Below are 15,328 nucleotides of genomic sequence, written 5' to 3'. Positions count from 1 at the left end.
CGACAACCCTAGGTTGTCGATCGTCTCGCGTCAGGCGAGCTGGACGTCCACCCCCGCCGCGCGCAGCTCGTCGACGACGACCGGATCGGCGGTCCGGTCGGTGACGACGATGTCGATGCTCGCCACGTCGCAGACCCGTGCGAACACGCGGCGGCCGAGTTTGCTGGCGTCGGCAACGACGATCACCGTGCGGGCGCGTGCCGTCATCAGCTCGCTGACGGCGGCCTCGGTCTCGTCGTTGGTGGTCGCTCCGGCGGCCGCGGTCAACCCGTCCACGCCGAGGACGGCCACGTCGAGGGCCAGGCGCTCGAGGGCGGGCAACGCCAGCGGCCCGACGAGCTCGTAGGACTGCGGGCGCAGCACGCCACCGGTGAGCACGAGCTTGACGTGCGGCCGGACGGCGAGCTCGTGGGCGATGTTGAGGGCGTTGGTCACGATGGTGAGGCCCGCCGTCGCGGCGGCCTGCTCGTTCGTGGGCCCGGGGTCGACGCGCATCGCCAGCGTCCGAGCGACCTCCGTCGTGGTGGTGCCGCCGTTCACGCCGACCACGCTTGCCGGCGCGATGAGTTCGGCGGCGAGGGTCGCGATGCGCTGCTTCTCGTCGCGGTGACGTGACAGCTTGTACCTCAGCGGCAGTTCGTAGGACACGCTGTGGGCCACGGCACCGCCGCGAGTACGGACCACGAGTTGCTGTTCGGCCAGCTGGTCGAGATCCCGGCGCACCGTGGCGGGGGACACAGCGAGACGGGTGGCGGCGGTGTCGATGTCGACGCGGCCCTCGTCGGCGACGGTGGCGAGCAGGGCGTTCCAGCGTTCCGGTCGCTGCATCGGGGCGAACTGTAGCCGGGCCGACGTCACACCGTGCGAGGTAGCTGAACGAATCTGCAATAATAATGACAGAACCGCGCATGATGTTGCAGCCGCCCGGTCAAGTCGAACCGTCACGTCGAATCGTCAAGTCGAACCGTCAAGGAGTCCCCGTGTCCAGCGAATCCACGCCCGCCAGCCCCACCACTCACGTCGAGCGCGAGATCGCCGCCCAACCGTCGGCGTGGCGCGCCGCGCTCGCCCGTCTCGACGACTTCCGGCCCGACCTGCCGCCACGCGGCGCCCGGGTCGCCGCCGTCGGCTGCGGCACCTCGCTCTACATGTCGAGGGCGTACGCCGCTCGCCGCGAGCTGCTCGGCGCGGGGGAGACCGACGCCGTGGCCGCGTCGGACTTCCGCTACAACCGCCGCTACGACCACGTGGTGGCGATCACCCGGTCGGGCACCACGACCGAAGTCCTCGACGTCCTGCGTCGTCTCGATCCGCAGGTCCCCACCACCGTCATCACCGTCGATCCTGCCTCCGAGGCCGGGCGCCTCGGGCGTCACGTCATCGCCCTGCCGATGGCGGCGGAGGAATCCGTGGTGCAGACCGTGTTCCCGACGACGGCGCTCGCCGTCCTGCGCGCCGACCTCGGCGACGACCTGAGCGCCCTCCCCGATGCGGCCGACGCCGTGCTGGTCGAGCCGATCCCCGTGGGTCCGCCGACGCATCACCAGTTCACGTTCGTCGGGCTCGACTGGGCCGCAGGCATCGCCGACGAGGCGGCGCTCAAGTGTCGCGAGGCGGCGGGCGCATGGACCGAGTCCTACCCGGCGATGGAGTACCGCCATGGTCCGATCAGCGTCAGCGGGCCCGGTACCGTGGTGTGGGTGTTCGGAGCGGTGCCCACCGGCTTGGCGGTTGCGGTCGAGGGGACCGGGGCGACTCTCGTCACGAGCGATCTCGACCCGATGGTCGACCTGCTGCGCGCCCAACGACTGGCGGTCGCCCTCGCCGCGGCCAACGGCCGTGACCCCGATCACCCCCGATCGCTCACGTTCAGTGTCGTTCTCGACCAGTGACTGATCGGGCGGTCATCGCCGTCGACGTCGGCGGCACCATGATCAAGTCGGGAGTGTTGGGCGCCGACTCGCTCCTCCACGTGGCCGTCCGGCCCACGGGCCGTGAGCGCGGCGTGCCCGCGGTGCTCGCCGAGATCGCCGACGTGATCGGCGAGGCGAACGCCGCAGCCGCCGGGGCCGGCGCCGACGTGGTCGCCGCCGCCGTGGCCATCCCCGGACTGGTCGACGAGGCGGCCGGCGTGGTGCGCTGGTCGGTCACGTTCGGCTGGCAGGACCTCCCGCTGGCCGCCCGGCTCTCGGACGTTCCCTTCCCCGTGGGTGTGCGTCACGACGTGCGCTCGGCGGCCCGCGCCGAGGCTCGGGCGGGCGCCGCGGCGGGCGCCCAGAGCGCGCTCGTCGTCGTCATCGGCACCGGGATCGCGGCGACGACGTTGATCCACGGCGACGTGGTGGACGGAGCGACGGCGCGCGCCGGTGAGGTGGGACAGGTCGCCGTCGCCGACCCCGACAGCGGACGGTCCGTGACACTCGAGCAGGTGTCCTCCGCACGCGCCGTCGCCGAGCGCTACCAGCGGCGGTCGGGGGACACGACGGCCACGGCCGCCGATGTCGTCGCCCTGGCCACGGCGGGTGACGCCATCGCCGCCACGGTGTGGACCGAAGCCGTCGATGCGCTCGCCGACGTGCTCAGCGCCGCCGTGGCGCTGGCCGACCCCGAAGTGGTGGTCCTCGGCGGTGGCATCAGCCGGGCCGGTGCCGCGCTGCTCGATCCCCTCCACGCGGCGATCGGGCAACGGCTCGGCTGGCGGCCCGCTCCGCCGCTGCGCACCGGCCGGTTCGCCGACCGCGCGGGCCTCGCCGGAGCAGCGCTGGCCGCGGCCGACCTCGCCCGGCCGGCACTCGGCATCGACGCCGTCCTCGACGCGCTCGCCGCGGCCGACCTGCCCGACCCGGAGGTCCAGCGCACCGGGATCACGTCATGACCGACTCGCTCGTGCTGGCCGCCGACCGGGTCGTGACTCCCGACGGCGTCCTCTCCGCCGGCGCGGTCACGATCACCGGCGGACGCATCGACACCGTCGCCCCGGCGGATCGCGGCGTCCGGGTGCTCGACGGCTGCACGCTCGTCCCCGGCTTCGTCGACATCCACGTGCACGGCGGGGGTGGGCACAGCATGACCACCGGCGACCCCGATGCCGTCACCGGGGCCGCCGCGTTCCACCGCGGCCACGGCACCACCACCATCCTCGCCAGCTTCGTCACCGCTCCCGTCGACGAGCTGGCCGACTCGGCCGCGCGGCTCGCCGCCTGGCTGGACGCCGGCGGTGCGGATGGCACCGGGGGACGGCCGTGTGTCGCCGGCATCCACTACGAGGGTCCGTTCCTCGCCGCCAGCCGCTGCGGCGCGCAGAACCCGGCGTTCCTCGTCGACCCGACGCCGGAGTCCGGGGCGCGCCTCATCGACGCAGCCGGCCGCTGGCTCCGCATGATGACGATCGCGCCGGAACGGCCCGGTGCGATCGATCTCGTCGCCGCGGTCGTCGCCGCCGGCGGCGTCGCCGCGATCGGCCACACCGACGCCTCGTTCGACGAGGCGCGCCGGGCGATCGCCGCCGGCGCCACGGTGGCGACGCACCTCGGCAACGCCATGCCGCCGTTCCTGCATCGCGCCCCTGGACCGATCGGCGCGTCGCTCGACGCGCCGGAGCTGGTCTGCGAACTGATCGCCGACGGGCACCACCTCCACGACGCCTTCCTCGGTGTGGTGACCCGAACGAAGGGCGCCGAGGGGGTCGCGCTCATCACCGATGCCATCGCCGCGGCCGGGCGGCCCGACGGCCGCTACGCCCTCGGCGGCCTCGATGTCGAGGTCCGCGACGGGGCCGCCCGTCTCGTCACCGACGACGCCCACCCCGGCTCGCTCGCCGGCAGCGTGCTCACGATGGACGCGGCGTTCCGCCGACTGGTCGGCCTCGGCGTCCCGCTCGTCACGGCGAGCGCCGCGGCCTCCACCACGCCCGCGCGCGTGCTCGGCCTCGCCGCGGAGACCGGGGCCCTCCGCCCGGGCCTGCGCGCCGATGTCGTGGTGCTCGACCCCGACTGGCAGGTCCGCGCCGTCATCGCCGGCGGTCGCCTCGTCGCCGGCACCCTCGACGGCTGACGTTCACGCGGTCCGCGTGGCCGGGGAACGCACCGGAGAGTGGTGTCCTTGGTTCGGGCGGTGAAGGCGATGGAGGAGCTTGCTCCGACTGAGCCGTGCGCGCGGCCTGCGTGCGTCGGTTCGGGCGGTGAAGGCGATGGAGGAGCTTTGCTCCGACTGAGCCGTGCGCGCGGCCTGCGTGCGTCGGTTCGAGGTGTGAAGGCGATGGAGGAGCTTGCCCCGACTGAGCCGTTCACGCGGCCTGCGTGCGTCGGTTCGAGGTGTGAAGGCGATGGAGGAGCTTGCTCCGACTGAGCCGTTCACGCGGCCTGCGTGGCCGGGGAACGCTGCAGTGAGGTGGGGGAGTCCCTACCGCAGAGACACCTGAGTACTCCAGTGAGGTGACGGCCGGCGATCTTCATGCTCGGAGGTATGCACACCACCTCCGCCCCCCGTTCCGCCGTCCCGCCTCCGCCGCCCGCCTCCGCGCACGGCGCCGACCGCATGCCGCACTGGGCCGAGCCGGCCCCGCTCGCCGCGCGAGCCGTCAACGCCACCAAGATCTACGGCAAGGGTGGCGCCGACACGCAGGTACGGGCGCTCGACGACGTGTCGATCGGATTCCCCGTCGCCCGGTTCACGGCGATCATGGGCCCGTCGGGCTCGGGCAAGAGCACGCTGATGCACTGCCTTGCCGGGCTCGACTCGCTGACGTCGGGCCAGGCCCTGCTCCACACACCCGAGGGCGACATCGATCTCGGTGCGCTCAATGATCGCCAGCTCACCCGCGTGCGTCGCGAGCGGATCGGGTTCGTGTTCCAGGCGTTCAACCTGCTGCCCACGCTGAGCGCCCAGGAGAACATCCTCCTGCCCATGACGCTCGCCGGGACCAAGCCCGACAAGCAATGGCTCGCCACGGTCATCGACACCGTCGGCCTCTCGAAGCGGCTCCGGCACCGTCCGAGCGAGCTGTCCGGCGGCCAGCAGCAACGCGTCGCCGTCGCCCGTGCGCTCGCCTCGAAGCCGGACTTGATCTTCGCCGACGAGCCCACCGGCAACCTCGACAGCCGGACCGGCAACGAGATCCTGACGTTCATGCGCTACGCCGTCGACGGCCTCGGTCAGACCATCGTCATGGTCACCCACGACCCCGTCGCCGCCAGCTACGCCGACGACGTCGTCTTCCTCGCCGACGGCCGCATCGTCGACTCGCTCAACCGTCCCTCACCCGCCGCGGTCCTCGACCGCATGAAGAGTTTCTAACTCTCTGCGTTCCCCGGCCACGCAGGCCGGCGCGCCGGACGGCTCCGCTAGCGCTCCGCCGTCCTATCCGCTCGAACTCCGGGACGCTCGCTGCGCTCGCTGAGCTCCAGACAACTCGCCAGTAAGGAAATCCCCATGTTGCGAACCATCCTCAAATCCCTCTGGAGCCGCAAGCGCCGGCTCCTCGCCACGACGACGGCCGTGTTCCTCGGCGTCGCTTTCCTCGCCGCCACGATGGTGCTCGGCGACACGACCAAGGCCGGCTTCTCCGACGCCTTCACCACCGCCAACGACGGCACCGACGTCGTCGTCCGCAACGCCACTCGTATCGGCGGCGCCGAGGACCGGGTGACCGGCCTCGTCGACGAGCGCGTGATCGATCAGATCGCGGCCGTCGACGGCGTCGCCTCGGTGGCTCCGGAGGTCAACGGCATCGGCCAGATCATCGGGGCCGACGGCGATCCGGTCGGCGGCGACGGACCCCCGACCATCGCCACCAACTGGATCGACGACCCCGACCTCAGCTCGATGGAGCTCGTCGAGGGCCGTGCGCCACAGCCCGTCAGCGACCCCGACGCCCCACTCGAGGTGGTGATCGACCGCTCGACGGCCGATGACGGCGATCTCGCCATCGGTGACACGACCACCGTGCTGACACCTGACCGAGTGCCGGTGACGATCGTCGGTCTCGCCGAGTTCGCCACCGGCCAGTCGCTCGGTGGCACGACGTTCACGGCGTTCGAACTCGGCGCGGCACAGCGTCTCTTCACCGGTGACGAGACGGCGGTCTCGTCGATCCTCGTTCACGCGGCCGATGGTGTGAGCGCCGCCGACCTGGAAGCCCGCATCGCCGGCGACCTTCCCGGCGGGCTCGAGACCCTCACCGGCAACGAGCTCACCGCTGAGCAGGAAGACGACATCGACTCGGCGTTCCTCGGCATGTTCAAGACCATGCTCCTGGCCTTCGCCGGGATCTCGATCGTCGTCGCCGCCTTCAGCATCCACAACACGTTCACGATCCTCGTCGCCCAGCGCACGAGGGAGTCGGCACTGATGCGGGCGATCGGCGCCTCGCGGCGTCAGGTCGTCGCCGGCGTCGCCGTCGAGGCCCTGCTCGTCGGCGTGCTCGCCACGGCGATCGGCTTCGCCGCCGGTCTCGGCATCGCCACGCTGCTGCAGACGATGATGGAATCGAGCCTCGACATGCCCGATGCCGATCTGGTCATCGGATCCGGGGCCGTGATCGCATCGGTCGTCGTCGGCGTCGGCACGACGCTCGTTGCCAGCCTCGGCCCAGCCATCCGGGCATCCCGCGTCGCCCCGCTCGCCGCGCTCCGCGACGTGGCGATCGACCGCTCCGGCTCCTCGAAGGTCCGCGCCGTCGTCGGCGTGCTGCTCGCCGGCGCCGGCTGTGCCTGGCTCGTGACGGCCCCGTCGGCCGGCCGTGACGCCCTCTCCCGGGCCGGGATCGGGGCCCTGATCCTCGTCGTCGGCGCCGTCGTGCTGGGCCCGGTCGTCGCTCGTCCGGCCGCCGCCGTCCTCGGCATGGTCCCCGCCACCACCCGTGGCGTCACCGGGCGCATCGCCCGACGCAACGCCATGCGCAACCCGCGCCGCACCGCCGCCAGCGCCTCGGCGTTGATGGTCGGCACCGCGGTCGTCGGCCTGTTCACCACGTTCGGCGCCTCGATCAAGGCATCGATCAACGACACGATCAAGGACAACTTCGCCGGCGACCTCGTGATCATCCCCGACGGCTTCAGCGGATCGCTGCTCAGCCCGCAGCTGCCGGCGGCGATCGGTGAGCTTCGCGAGGTGTCGTCGGCCGTCGGTACCGCCTATGGCCCTGCGCTGATCGGCGACGACACCGTCGAGGTCGCCGGCACCGACGTCGAGGCCCTCGGCAGCGTGTTCGACGTCGACGTCTCCGCCGGCACCTTCACCGGGTTCGCCGACGACGACCTGGCGATCAGCCAGCACTACGCCGACGAGCACGAGGTCACCCTCGGCGACACGATCACGATGTCGTGGGCCGACGGGACGTCCACGCCGATGACGGTGACGGCGATCTACCAGGACCGCATGACGTTCGGCGACCTGCTCGTGACGACCGAGTCGATGACGAGCCACCTCGCCCAGTCGAGCCTCACGGTCATCCTCGTCGACCTCGCCGAGGGGACCGATCCGGTCGCCGGCCAGGCGGCCGTGCACCAGGTCACGCAGTCGTTCGGTGCGCCCGAGCCGATGAACGAGGCCGAGTACAAGGACACGGTGAGCGAGGAGGTCGACGGCATGCTGTTCTTCGTCTACGGCATGCTGGGCGTCGCCGTGCTCATCGCCCTCCTGGGAATCGGCAACACGCTGTCGCTGTCGATCTTCGACCGCACCCGCGAGCTCGGACTGCTCAGGGCCGTCGGCCAGGACCGGTCGCAGATGCGATCGTCGGTCCGGTGGGAGTCGATCATCATCGCCGTGTTCGGCACCGTCGGAGGCGTCGGCCTCGGCGCCTTCCTCGGGTGGGGCCTGATGCGGGCCATGAAGGAGTCGGAAGGCTTCGGCACGTTCGCCCTCCCCGTCGCCCCGCTGGCCGTCGTCCTCGGTCTCGCCGCCGCCGCCGGCCTCGCCGCCGCCGTCCGGCCCGCCCGTCGTGCGGCCCGCACCGACATCCTCGCCGCCATCGCCGGGGATTGAAGACCCATCGCCCTCTCGAGCAGGACCTCTCTACAGTGAACACCGGCATGCGCAGTCCCGACCTCAACCCGCTCCGGCCGTGGCGCCATCCGCTGCGGCTGTGGCGGGTGGGGTGCTACAACCTCACCGGCCTGCCGGTCGCCACGTTCGTGTTCTCGGTGATCGTCGTCCTGCTGTCGCTGACCGCCGGCCTGCTGATCACGTTCGTGCTGGCGCTGCCGTTCGCCTGGCTGACGTTCGTGCTCAGCCGCGGCTTCGCCCGCTTCGAACGTGGTCGGGTGGCCGCCCTGGCCGGCGTCCGCATCGACGATCCGGTGCCACCGCTCGTCGCGACCTCGGCGTGGGGCAGGCTGAAGGAACGGGTTCGCTCGCCCCAGCGGCGGCGGGAGATCGCCCACCACGTCGCCTCGTTCCCGGTGCAGACGTTTGCCTACGTCGTGACGACAGCAGCATGGTGCGGCTCGCTCGCCATGCTGGCCCTGCCGACGTACATCAACGGCATGCCCGAGGACGAGGCCAAGTTCCACTTCTTCGAGGTCGGCCAGGGCCTCGGTGCGGCAGGTGTCGCAGCCGTCGGCCTGTTCGGCGTGCTGTTCGTGGCCCCCTGGGCGACGATCGGCTCGGCCCGGTTGAGCGTGACCCTGGCCCGGGCCCTTCTCGGCCCCACCTCCGACGCCGTCCACCAGGCCGAGGTCCGCCGCATCGAGCAGCAGCGCGGCGCGGCGGTCGACAGCGCCGAGGCCGAGCGGCGGCGGATCGAGCGCGATCTTCACGACGGGGCGCAGCAGCGCCTCGTCGCCCTCGCCGCCGGCCTGGGCGCCGCACGCCAGAAACTCGACGCCGAACTGTCACCGGACGCCGGCACCGGCGCCGCACAGAACATGGAGGAGGGCCGTCGCATGGTTGCCGAAGCCCACGAGGAGGCCAAGGCCGCGCTCAAGGAGATCCGCGATCTCGTGCGAGGGATCCATCCCGTCATCCTCGAAGATCGAGGGCTCGACGCCGCCCTGTCGGCCGTGGTCGCGCGCTCGCCGGTCCCGGTCACCCTCGACGTGCAGCTGTCCAGCCGGTTGCCCGCCGCCGTGGAGAGCGCCGCCTACTTCGTCGTCAGCGAGGCCCTCACCAACGTCGCCAAGCACGCCCACGCGACGCGGGCGCACGTGGCGATCGCCCGCTCCGGCGACCGCCTGGTGGCCGAGATCCGGGACAACGGCCGGGGCGGCGCCGACCCCGACCGGGGGAGCGGGCTGCGCGGTCTCCGTGACCGCGTCGAAGGCCTCGGTGGTTCCATCTGGGTGATCAGCCCGCCAGGAGGGCCGACCACGATCTCGGTGGAGATGCCGTGCGCCTCGTGATCGCCGAGGACTCGGTGCTCCTCCGGGTCGGCCTCACGCGAATCCTCGCCGATGCCGGTGAGGAGGTGGTGGCCACCGTCGGCGACGCCGACGAACTGCTGACCGCCGTGGAGCGCCATCAGCCCGACATGTGCATCGTCGACGTGCGCATGCCCCCGACCCACACCGACGACGGGCTGCGCGCCGCCCTCGTGATCCGCAAGCGATGGCCGTCGATCGGCATCCTCGTGCTCTCGCAGTACGTCGAGGAACGGTACGCCAGCGACCTGCTCGCCGCGTCCGGCGTCGGGATCGGCTACCTCCTCAAGGACCGCATCGCGGACGTCGCCGAGTTCGTCGACGCCGTCCGCCGCGTCGGCAACCGCGGCACGGCACTCGACCCCGAGGTCGTCGCCCAACTCCTGGCGAGAGCCCGCCGACAGGATCCGCTCGAGCGGCTGACGCCGCGCGAGCGCGAGGTGCTCTCGCTGATGGCCGAAGGCCGGAGCAACCCGGCGATCGCCCGCGCCCTCGTCGTGACCGACAAAGCCGTCGAGAAGCACGTCGGCAACATCTTGACCAAGCTCGATCTGCCGCCCGACGAGGACGACCACCGCCGTGTGCTCGCCGTCCTCCAATGGGTGCGCAGCTGACCATGACCGGCCTGACTGACATGAACGGTGCCCGAGACATGAGTGACGTCCGAACTCCCCAACTGCCCGCGCCCTCGCCGGCCGCGTGGCCCCCACCCGTCCCCGCCGCGACGCCGAGACCGACCGGTACCGGTACCGACCGGCCCGGCGTTCCCCGTGAGCCGGGGCTCGATCGCAGCGACATCTCGCCGACCCCCTTGCCGTCGCGCCCGCTCTGGATGATCGCCGGGACCGTGCTGCTGCTCGGCTCGATGTTCTGGGGCTGCTTCCAGATCGTCTCGGTGCTCTCCCGTGAGCAGTGGGACAGCAGCTACCGGGAACCGGCCGCCGGGATCACCACGCTGCGGATCGACGGCGACAACGGACGCATCACGGTGCGCGGCGCCGACACCGACGAGATCACCGTCCGCGCCGAGGTGTCGCGCGGCCTGTTCGGGATCGACGAATCGGCCGAACGGGTGGGCGACCGCTACGTCGTCTCGGCCGATTGCCCGCCGCTCGGCAACGAGTGGTGCTCCGTCGAGTACGACGTGGTCGTCCCCCGGGGCATGGACCTCGAGATCGACGCCGAGAACGGCAGCGCGACGATCTCCGACATCGACGGCTCGATCGACGTGAGCAGCAACAACGGCCGTGTCGAGCTCAGGGACGTCACCGGCTCCGTCATCGCCCGCAGCAACAACGGCAGGGTGATCGGGACCGGCCTCTCCAGCCCGTCGGCCGACGTCGGCTCCGACAACGGCCGGGTCGAGTTGGCGTTCGTCGAGGCGCCCGAGACCGTCGAGGTGTCCACCGACAACGGCAGCGTCGACATCGCCGTTCCCGACATCGAGGGCGATTACGCCGTCGTCGCCGAGGCAGCCAACGGCAGCACGAACATCGAGGTCACGTCGGACCCGAACTCGCCCCGAACGGTGTCGGCATCGGCCGACAACGGCAGCATCACCGTCCGCTACCCGGAGTGACCTACGGCTCACCGGCGGGGAGGGTGCCACATCCGCGTGGGGGGTTCCCCTTACCATCGACCGGGTGAACCGGTTGTCCCGCGTCGCTGTCTCGGCCCAGCTCGCCACCGCTGCGGTGGTGGTGCTCGCCGCGTGCGGCAGCGGCCGGAGCTACGACAACCCTCCCGAGATCGCCGGCGAATCGCTGGTCACGGTGGTCACCACGACCAGTACCTCGACCGTCCCGCCCACCACGGCGTTCGTGCCGCAGACTGCGGCACCAACCCCCGCTCCTCCCACGCAAGCGCCGCCGCCTGCCACCTATCCGCCCACCAATGCGCCGGCGCCGCCGACCGATCCGCCGACCACGGCCCCGCCCACCACGCCGCCGCCGACCATCGCGCAGCGCTACACCGTGGTCGGCGGCGACACGCTGTCGCAGATCGCCAACAAGCTCGGCGTGTCGCTCAACGCGCTGCTCGCCGCCAACCAGATGACCGCATCATCACTGATCGTGCCCGGCCAGGAGCTCGCCGTTCCCGAGGGAGGCAGCGTGCCGAGCGGGACGCCCGCGCCGCAGCCGACGGCACCGCCCGCCACGCAGACGCCCCAGCCGACGCAAGCTCCCCAGCCGACGCAGGCCCCGCAGCCGACGCAAGCGCCGCAGCCGACGCAGGCCCCGCAGCCCACCAATCCCGGCGCCCCCGGGCCGACGGTCACGCTGCCGACGGCGCAAGGCGAGGTGACGCCGAACGAGACCGAGCCCTCGTGCCCCACCGAGAGCGGCTCCAACGCCGACGGAACGCCCGTGTCGTTCGCCGCCAGCAACGTGTTCGACCACAACGCCACCACCGCCTGGCGGTGCCCCGTCGGCGGGCCGCTCGAGCTGACGTTCACGTTCGCCGAGCCCGTCCACCTCACGTCGGTCGGGCTCATCAACGGCTACGCGAAGCTCGATCCGGTCCTCGGCACCGACCGCTATCCGCAGAACCACCGGGTGCGGGCGGTCACGTGGACGTTCTCCGACGGCACCAACACGACCACGGTCACCCAGGAGTTCGCCGACGGCAACCGGGGGATGCAGGCGATGAGCGTCGACGCAACGGTGATGACCGTGACGCTCACCGTCGACTCGACGTTCCCGCCGCCCGCCGATCACCCCGACCCGCGAGCAGAGCTGGCGATCGCCGAAGTCCAACTCATCGCCGGATAGCACAGCCCGTCGGGCCCGGTGACATCTGGCCTTTGCCGGGGATATTAGGTGGACCTACTATGTCCGATCGATGCCTGTGACCGCCGAGCTCCCCGCGCACGCGGAGGTCGCGCCCGTCGGGCCCGTCCCCGACCGGGTGCCGCGGGCCGGGCTGCTCCGGCGCAACGGGTGGCGAGCGATCATGCTGGTGATCCTCGTCGGCGCCCTGGCGCTCATCCTCCTGCTCTCGGTGGCCTACGGCTCCAAGGAGATCCCGCTCCACATCGTCGTCGACGGATTGTTCGACTTCGACAACGAGAATCCCGACCACCTCATCATCCGCTCGCTGCGCGTGCCGCGCACGATCGTCGGCGCCCTCGTCGGTTCGGCGCTCGGCGTGGCCGGCGCGCTGATGCAGGGCGTGACGCGCAACCCGCTCGCCGATCCCGGGATCCTCGGCGTCAATGCCGGCGCCGCCCTGTTCGTGGTGATCGGCATCCACTCGTTCGGCATCGGCAACCTCACCGGCTACGTGTGGTTCGCCTTCGTCGGCGCGGCGATCACGTCGGTCGCCGTGTACACCCTCGGCTCGCTCGGCCGCGAAGGGGCCACCCCCGTGAAGTTGGCGCTCGCCGGCGCCGCCTTCTCGGCGTTCCTCGGCTCGATCACGTCGGCGATCCTCCTCCTCGACGTCACGACGCTCGACCAGTTCCGGTTCTGGGTGGTCGGGTCGCTCGCCAATCGCAACGGCACGATCGCCCGCCAGGTCGCCCCGTTCATCGGCGTCGGCCTCGTCCTGTCGATGGTGTCGGGCCGCCTGCTCAACGCCATGGCGCTCGGTGACGACGTGGCACGGTCGCTGGGTCAGCGTGTCGGCCTCTCGCGGGCGTTCGTCGGCGTCCTGATCGTGCTGCTCGTCGGGGGCGCCACATCGGCCGCCGGGCCGATCGCCTTCGTCGGGCTCACGGTGCCCCACGTGGCCAGGGCGATCGTCGGTCCGAACTACCGCTGGATCCTGCCCTACTCGGCGGTCATCTCGCCCGTGCTCCTGCTCGGCTCCGACATCGTCGGCCGGATCATCGACCGACCGAGCGAGATCCAGGTGGGCATCGTCACCGCCGTTCTCGGCGCCCCGTTCTTCATCCTCCTCGTGCGCTACCGCAAGCTGGCCGAACTGTGAGCGTGGTCGCCGGCTTCAGCGACGCCGCATCGCGCACCGACATGACGGGCTTCGGCGCCCCCGGGCCGGGTCGGGCCGGGATCGCTCGTCGCGTGCGCCGCGCCGGCCTCTCCCGGTCGGTGATCGTCGGCATCGTCCTGCTCGTCGCCATCTTCGTCGTGTTCTGCATCTCGATCAGCGTCGGCGACTACCCCGTCCCGCTCGCCGACGTCGTGCCCGGGATCTTCGGCAGGGGCGAGGGGCGGATCCCCTACATCATCCAGACCCTCCGCCTGCCGCGTGCGCTCACCGCCCTGCTCGTCGGCGCGGCGCTCGGATTCTCCGGCGCGATCTTCCAGAGCCTGGCCCGCAACCCCCTGGCCAGCCCCGACATCATCGGGATCACGCAAGGCGCCTCCGTCTCTGCGGTGTTCATCATCATCGTGATCGGGGGCAGTTATGCCTTCGTGTCCACCGGGGCCCTCCTCGGAGGCTTCATCGCGGCGTCGCTCATCTACGTCCTCGCCTACCGCCGCGGCATGTCGTCCTACCGGTTGGTGCTCATCGGCATCGGCGTGAGTGCGATGCTGCAAGCGGTCACCAGTTACCTGATGACACGGGCCGAGATCTACGACGCGGCGCGGGCGACGGTGTGGCTCACCGGCTCACTGAACAACCGCGGCTGGGAGCACGTGCGGCCGGTCGGGGTGGTGATGGCCGCGCTGTTCCCGGCCGTGCTCTACCTCGCCAGGGGGTTGCGGGTGCTGCAGCTCGGCGATGATGCCGCCAAGGGGCTCGGCGTGCCCGTGGAACGCACGAGGGGTGCGCTGATCGCGGTCGCCGTGGCGATGGCCGCGGTGGCCACCGCATCAGCAGGGCCCATCAACTTCGTGGCGTTCATCGCCGCGCCGATCGCCCGGCGTCTCGTGCGGCAGCCGCTCACCCTGGTGCCGTCGGCCCTCGTCGGGGCCCTCGTCCTGCTGTCGTCGGATCTGGTGGCGCGGCGCATCTTCGCGCCGACCGAACTGCCGGTCGGCGTGATCACCGGCATCGTCGGAGCGCCGTACCTGTTGTGGCTCCTGGCGCGGTCGAACAAGATCGGCAAGGGTGGTTGACGTGCACGGACCACATCCCAGCCAGCGAGGGGCGGACCTCGCGCACATCGAAGGGCGTGACAACGTGACCCAATCGGCACCCCCAGCGATCGTCGAGCACCACACCCTGTCGGCCGATCACCTGCGGCTCGCCTACGACAAGATGGTGGTGGCCGACGACCTCTCCGTGGAGATCCCGCCGGGGGAGATCACGTGCATCGTCGGCGCCAACGCTTGTGGCAAGTCGACGCTCCTGCGCGCGTTGGCTCGGCTGTTGAAGCCGCAGTACGGCACGGTGCTGCTCGACGGTCAGTCGATCCAGAAGCTGCCGACGCGGACCGTGGCCACGCGGCTCGGCATCCTGCCACAGTCGCCGATCGCGCCCGAGGGCATCACCGTCGCCGACCTCGTCGGCCGGGGCCGCTACCCGCACCAGAAGTGGCTGCGGCAGTGGGGACCCGAGGACGAGCAGGTGGTCACCTGGGCGATGGAGTTGACGGGCGTGATCGATCTGGCGACGCGCTCGGTGGACGAGCTGTCAGGCGGCCAACGGCAACGGGTGTGGATCGCCATGACGCTCGCCCAGGGCACCCCGCTGATGCTGCTCGACGAGCCGACGACGTTCCTCGACCTCGCCCACCAGGTGGAGGTGCTCGATCTGCTGGTCGACCTCAACCGGCGTGAGCAGCGCACCGTCGTGCTTGTGCTCCACGACCTCAACCAGGCCGCTCGCTACAGCCACCACCTGATCGCCCTGCGCAAGGGCCAGGTGGTCGCGTGTGGACGCCCCGCCGACGTGATCACCGAGGAGTTGGTCAACGAGGTGTTCGACCTCTCGTGCCGGGTCGTCGAGGATCCGGTGTCGGGCACCCCGATGGTCGTGCCGATCGGCCGCCACCGCAACGTCAACGAGACCCACGACGGCTCCGACCGGCCGCTCGGCATCCTCGCCGGCTGATCGCTGCC

General features: G+C 71.4%; 13 protein-coding genes. 12 read left to right on the top strand and 1 reads right to left on the bottom strand.

Annotated elements, in window-relative coordinates; genetic code table 11:
• Positions 1–30 precede the first annotated feature (30 nt).
• Positions 31–828: a DeoR/GlpR family DNA-binding transcription regulator gene (locus tag DN771_RS17945; protein WP_116998946.1), complete on the bottom strand. Its 798-nt coding sequence runs from the start codon at positions 826–828 to the stop codon at positions 31–33.
• A 152-nt stretch (positions 829–980) separates the two neighbouring features.
• Here DN771_RS17945 and DN771_RS17940 point away from each other — a divergent pair, with 152 nt between their 5' ends.
• The 12 genes from DN771_RS17940 to DN771_RS17885 all read left to right on the top strand — a co-directional run bounded on the left by DN771_RS17940 (position 981) and on the right by DN771_RS17885 (position 15,320).
• Positions 981–1,892, top strand: coding sequence for an SIS domain-containing protein (locus DN771_RS17940; protein WP_116998945.1), 912 nt, complete (start codon positions 981–983; stop codon positions 1,890–1,892).
• The gene (locus DN771_RS17935; protein ID WP_116998921.1) at positions 1,889–2,875 is read left to right on the top strand and encodes an ROK family protein; all 987 of its coding nucleotides are present in this window, start codon (positions 1,889–1,891) and stop codon (positions 2,873–2,875) included. Before DN771_RS17940 ends, DN771_RS17935 begins: the two co-directional genes overlap by 4 nt.
• The gene (nagA, locus tag DN771_RS17930) at positions 2,872–4,053 is read left to right on the top strand and encodes an N-acetylglucosamine-6-phosphate deacetylase (protein WP_116998920.1); all 1,182 of its coding nucleotides are present in this window, start codon (positions 2,872–2,874) and stop codon (positions 4,051–4,053) included. The genes DN771_RS17935 and nagA overlap by 4 nt, the downstream gene beginning before the upstream one ends.
• A gap of 483 nt (positions 4,054–4,536) precedes the next feature.
• Positions 4,537–5,295, top strand: a complete 759-nt coding sequence (locus DN771_RS17925) for an ABC transporter ATP-binding protein (protein ID WP_116998919.1) — start codon at positions 4,537–4,539, stop codon at positions 5,293–5,295.
• Between the two features lie 135 nt (positions 5,296–5,430).
• Positions 5,431–7,986, top strand: a complete 2,556-nt coding sequence (locus DN771_RS17920) for an ABC transporter permease (protein ID WP_116998918.1) — start codon at positions 5,431–5,433, stop codon at positions 7,984–7,986.
• Between the two features lie 47 nt (positions 7,987–8,033).
• On the top strand, positions 8,034–9,341 hold the full coding sequence (locus DN771_RS17915; protein ID WP_162942085.1) for a sensor histidine kinase: 1,308 nt from the start codon (positions 8,034–8,036) through the stop codon (positions 9,339–9,341).
• A complete protein-coding gene (locus tag DN771_RS17910) occupies positions 9,329–9,973 on the top strand; it encodes a response regulator (RefSeq protein WP_116998916.1) in 645 nt (214 codons plus the stop codon). The genes DN771_RS17915 and DN771_RS17910 overlap by 13 nt, the downstream gene beginning before the upstream one ends.
• A 38-nt stretch (positions 9,974–10,011) precedes the next feature.
• On the top strand, positions 10,012–10,938 hold the full coding sequence (locus tag DN771_RS17905; RefSeq protein WP_162942084.1) for a DUF4097 family beta strand repeat-containing protein: 927 nt from the start codon (positions 10,012–10,014) through the stop codon (positions 10,936–10,938).
• 64 nt (positions 10,939–11,002) lie between these two features.
• The gene (locus DN771_RS17900) at positions 11,003–12,130 is read left to right on the top strand and encodes a LysM peptidoglycan-binding domain-containing protein (protein ID WP_116998914.1); all 1,128 of its coding nucleotides are present in this window, start codon (positions 11,003–11,005) and stop codon (positions 12,128–12,130) included.
• A 70-nt stretch (positions 12,131–12,200) separates the two neighbouring features.
• Complete coding sequence (locus tag DN771_RS17895) at positions 12,201–13,289, top strand: FecCD family ABC transporter permease (RefSeq protein ID WP_116998913.1); 1,089 nt, start codon at positions 12,201–12,203, stop codon at positions 13,287–13,289.
• Positions 13,286–14,383, top strand: coding sequence for a FecCD family ABC transporter permease (locus DN771_RS17890; RefSeq protein WP_205528649.1), 1,098 nt, complete (start codon positions 13,286–13,288; stop codon positions 14,381–14,383). The genes DN771_RS17895 and DN771_RS17890 overlap by 4 nt, the downstream gene beginning before the upstream one ends.
• A 142-nt stretch (positions 14,384–14,525) precedes the next feature.
• Complete coding sequence (locus tag DN771_RS17885; protein ID WP_116998943.1) at positions 14,526–15,320, top strand: ABC transporter ATP-binding protein; 795 nt, start codon at positions 14,526–14,528, stop codon at positions 15,318–15,320.
• Positions 15,321–15,328: the final 8 nt, after the last annotated feature.

The organism is Desertimonas flava (genome assembly GCF_003426815.1).
Classification (GTDB): Bacteria; Actinomycetota; Acidimicrobiia; order Acidimicrobiales; family Ilumatobacteraceae; genus Desertimonas; species Desertimonas flava.
Note: the sequence above shows the minus strand (reverse complement) of the source record. Positions and strands in the feature narration are given on the sequence as shown.

What these genes read in the sequence shown, in the direction of transcription:
- DN771_RS17945 (WP_116998946.1), bottom strand. Translation starts at nt 828, where the DNA reads ATGCAGCGACCGGAACGCTGGAACGCCCTGCTCGCCACCGTCGCCGAC.
- nagA (WP_116998920.1), top strand. Translation starts at nt 2,872, where the DNA reads ATGACCGACTCGCTCGTGCTGGCCGCCGACCGGGTCGTGACTCCCGAC.
- DN771_RS17925 (WP_116998919.1), top strand. Translation starts at nt 4,537, where the DNA reads ATGCCGCACTGGGCCGAGCCGGCCCCGCTCGCCGCGCGAGCCGTCAAC.
- DN771_RS17920 (WP_116998918.1), top strand. Translation starts at nt 5,431, where the DNA reads ATGTTGCGAACCATCCTCAAATCCCTCTGGAGCCGCAAGCGCCGGCTC.
- DN771_RS17915 (WP_162942085.1), top strand. Translation starts at nt 8,034, where the DNA reads ATGCGCAGTCCCGACCTCAACCCGCTCCGGCCGTGGCGCCATCCGCTG.
- DN771_RS17905 (WP_162942084.1), top strand. Translation starts at nt 10,012, where the DNA reads ATGAGTGACGTCCGAACTCCCCAACTGCCCGCGCCCTCGCCGGCCGCG.
- DN771_RS17895 (WP_116998913.1), top strand. Translation starts at nt 12,201, where the DNA reads ATGCCTGTGACCGCCGAGCTCCCCGCGCACGCGGAGGTCGCGCCCGTC.
- DN771_RS17885 (WP_116998943.1), top strand. Translation starts at nt 14,526, where the DNA reads ATGGTGGTGGCCGACGACCTCTCCGTGGAGATCCCGCCGGGGGAGATC.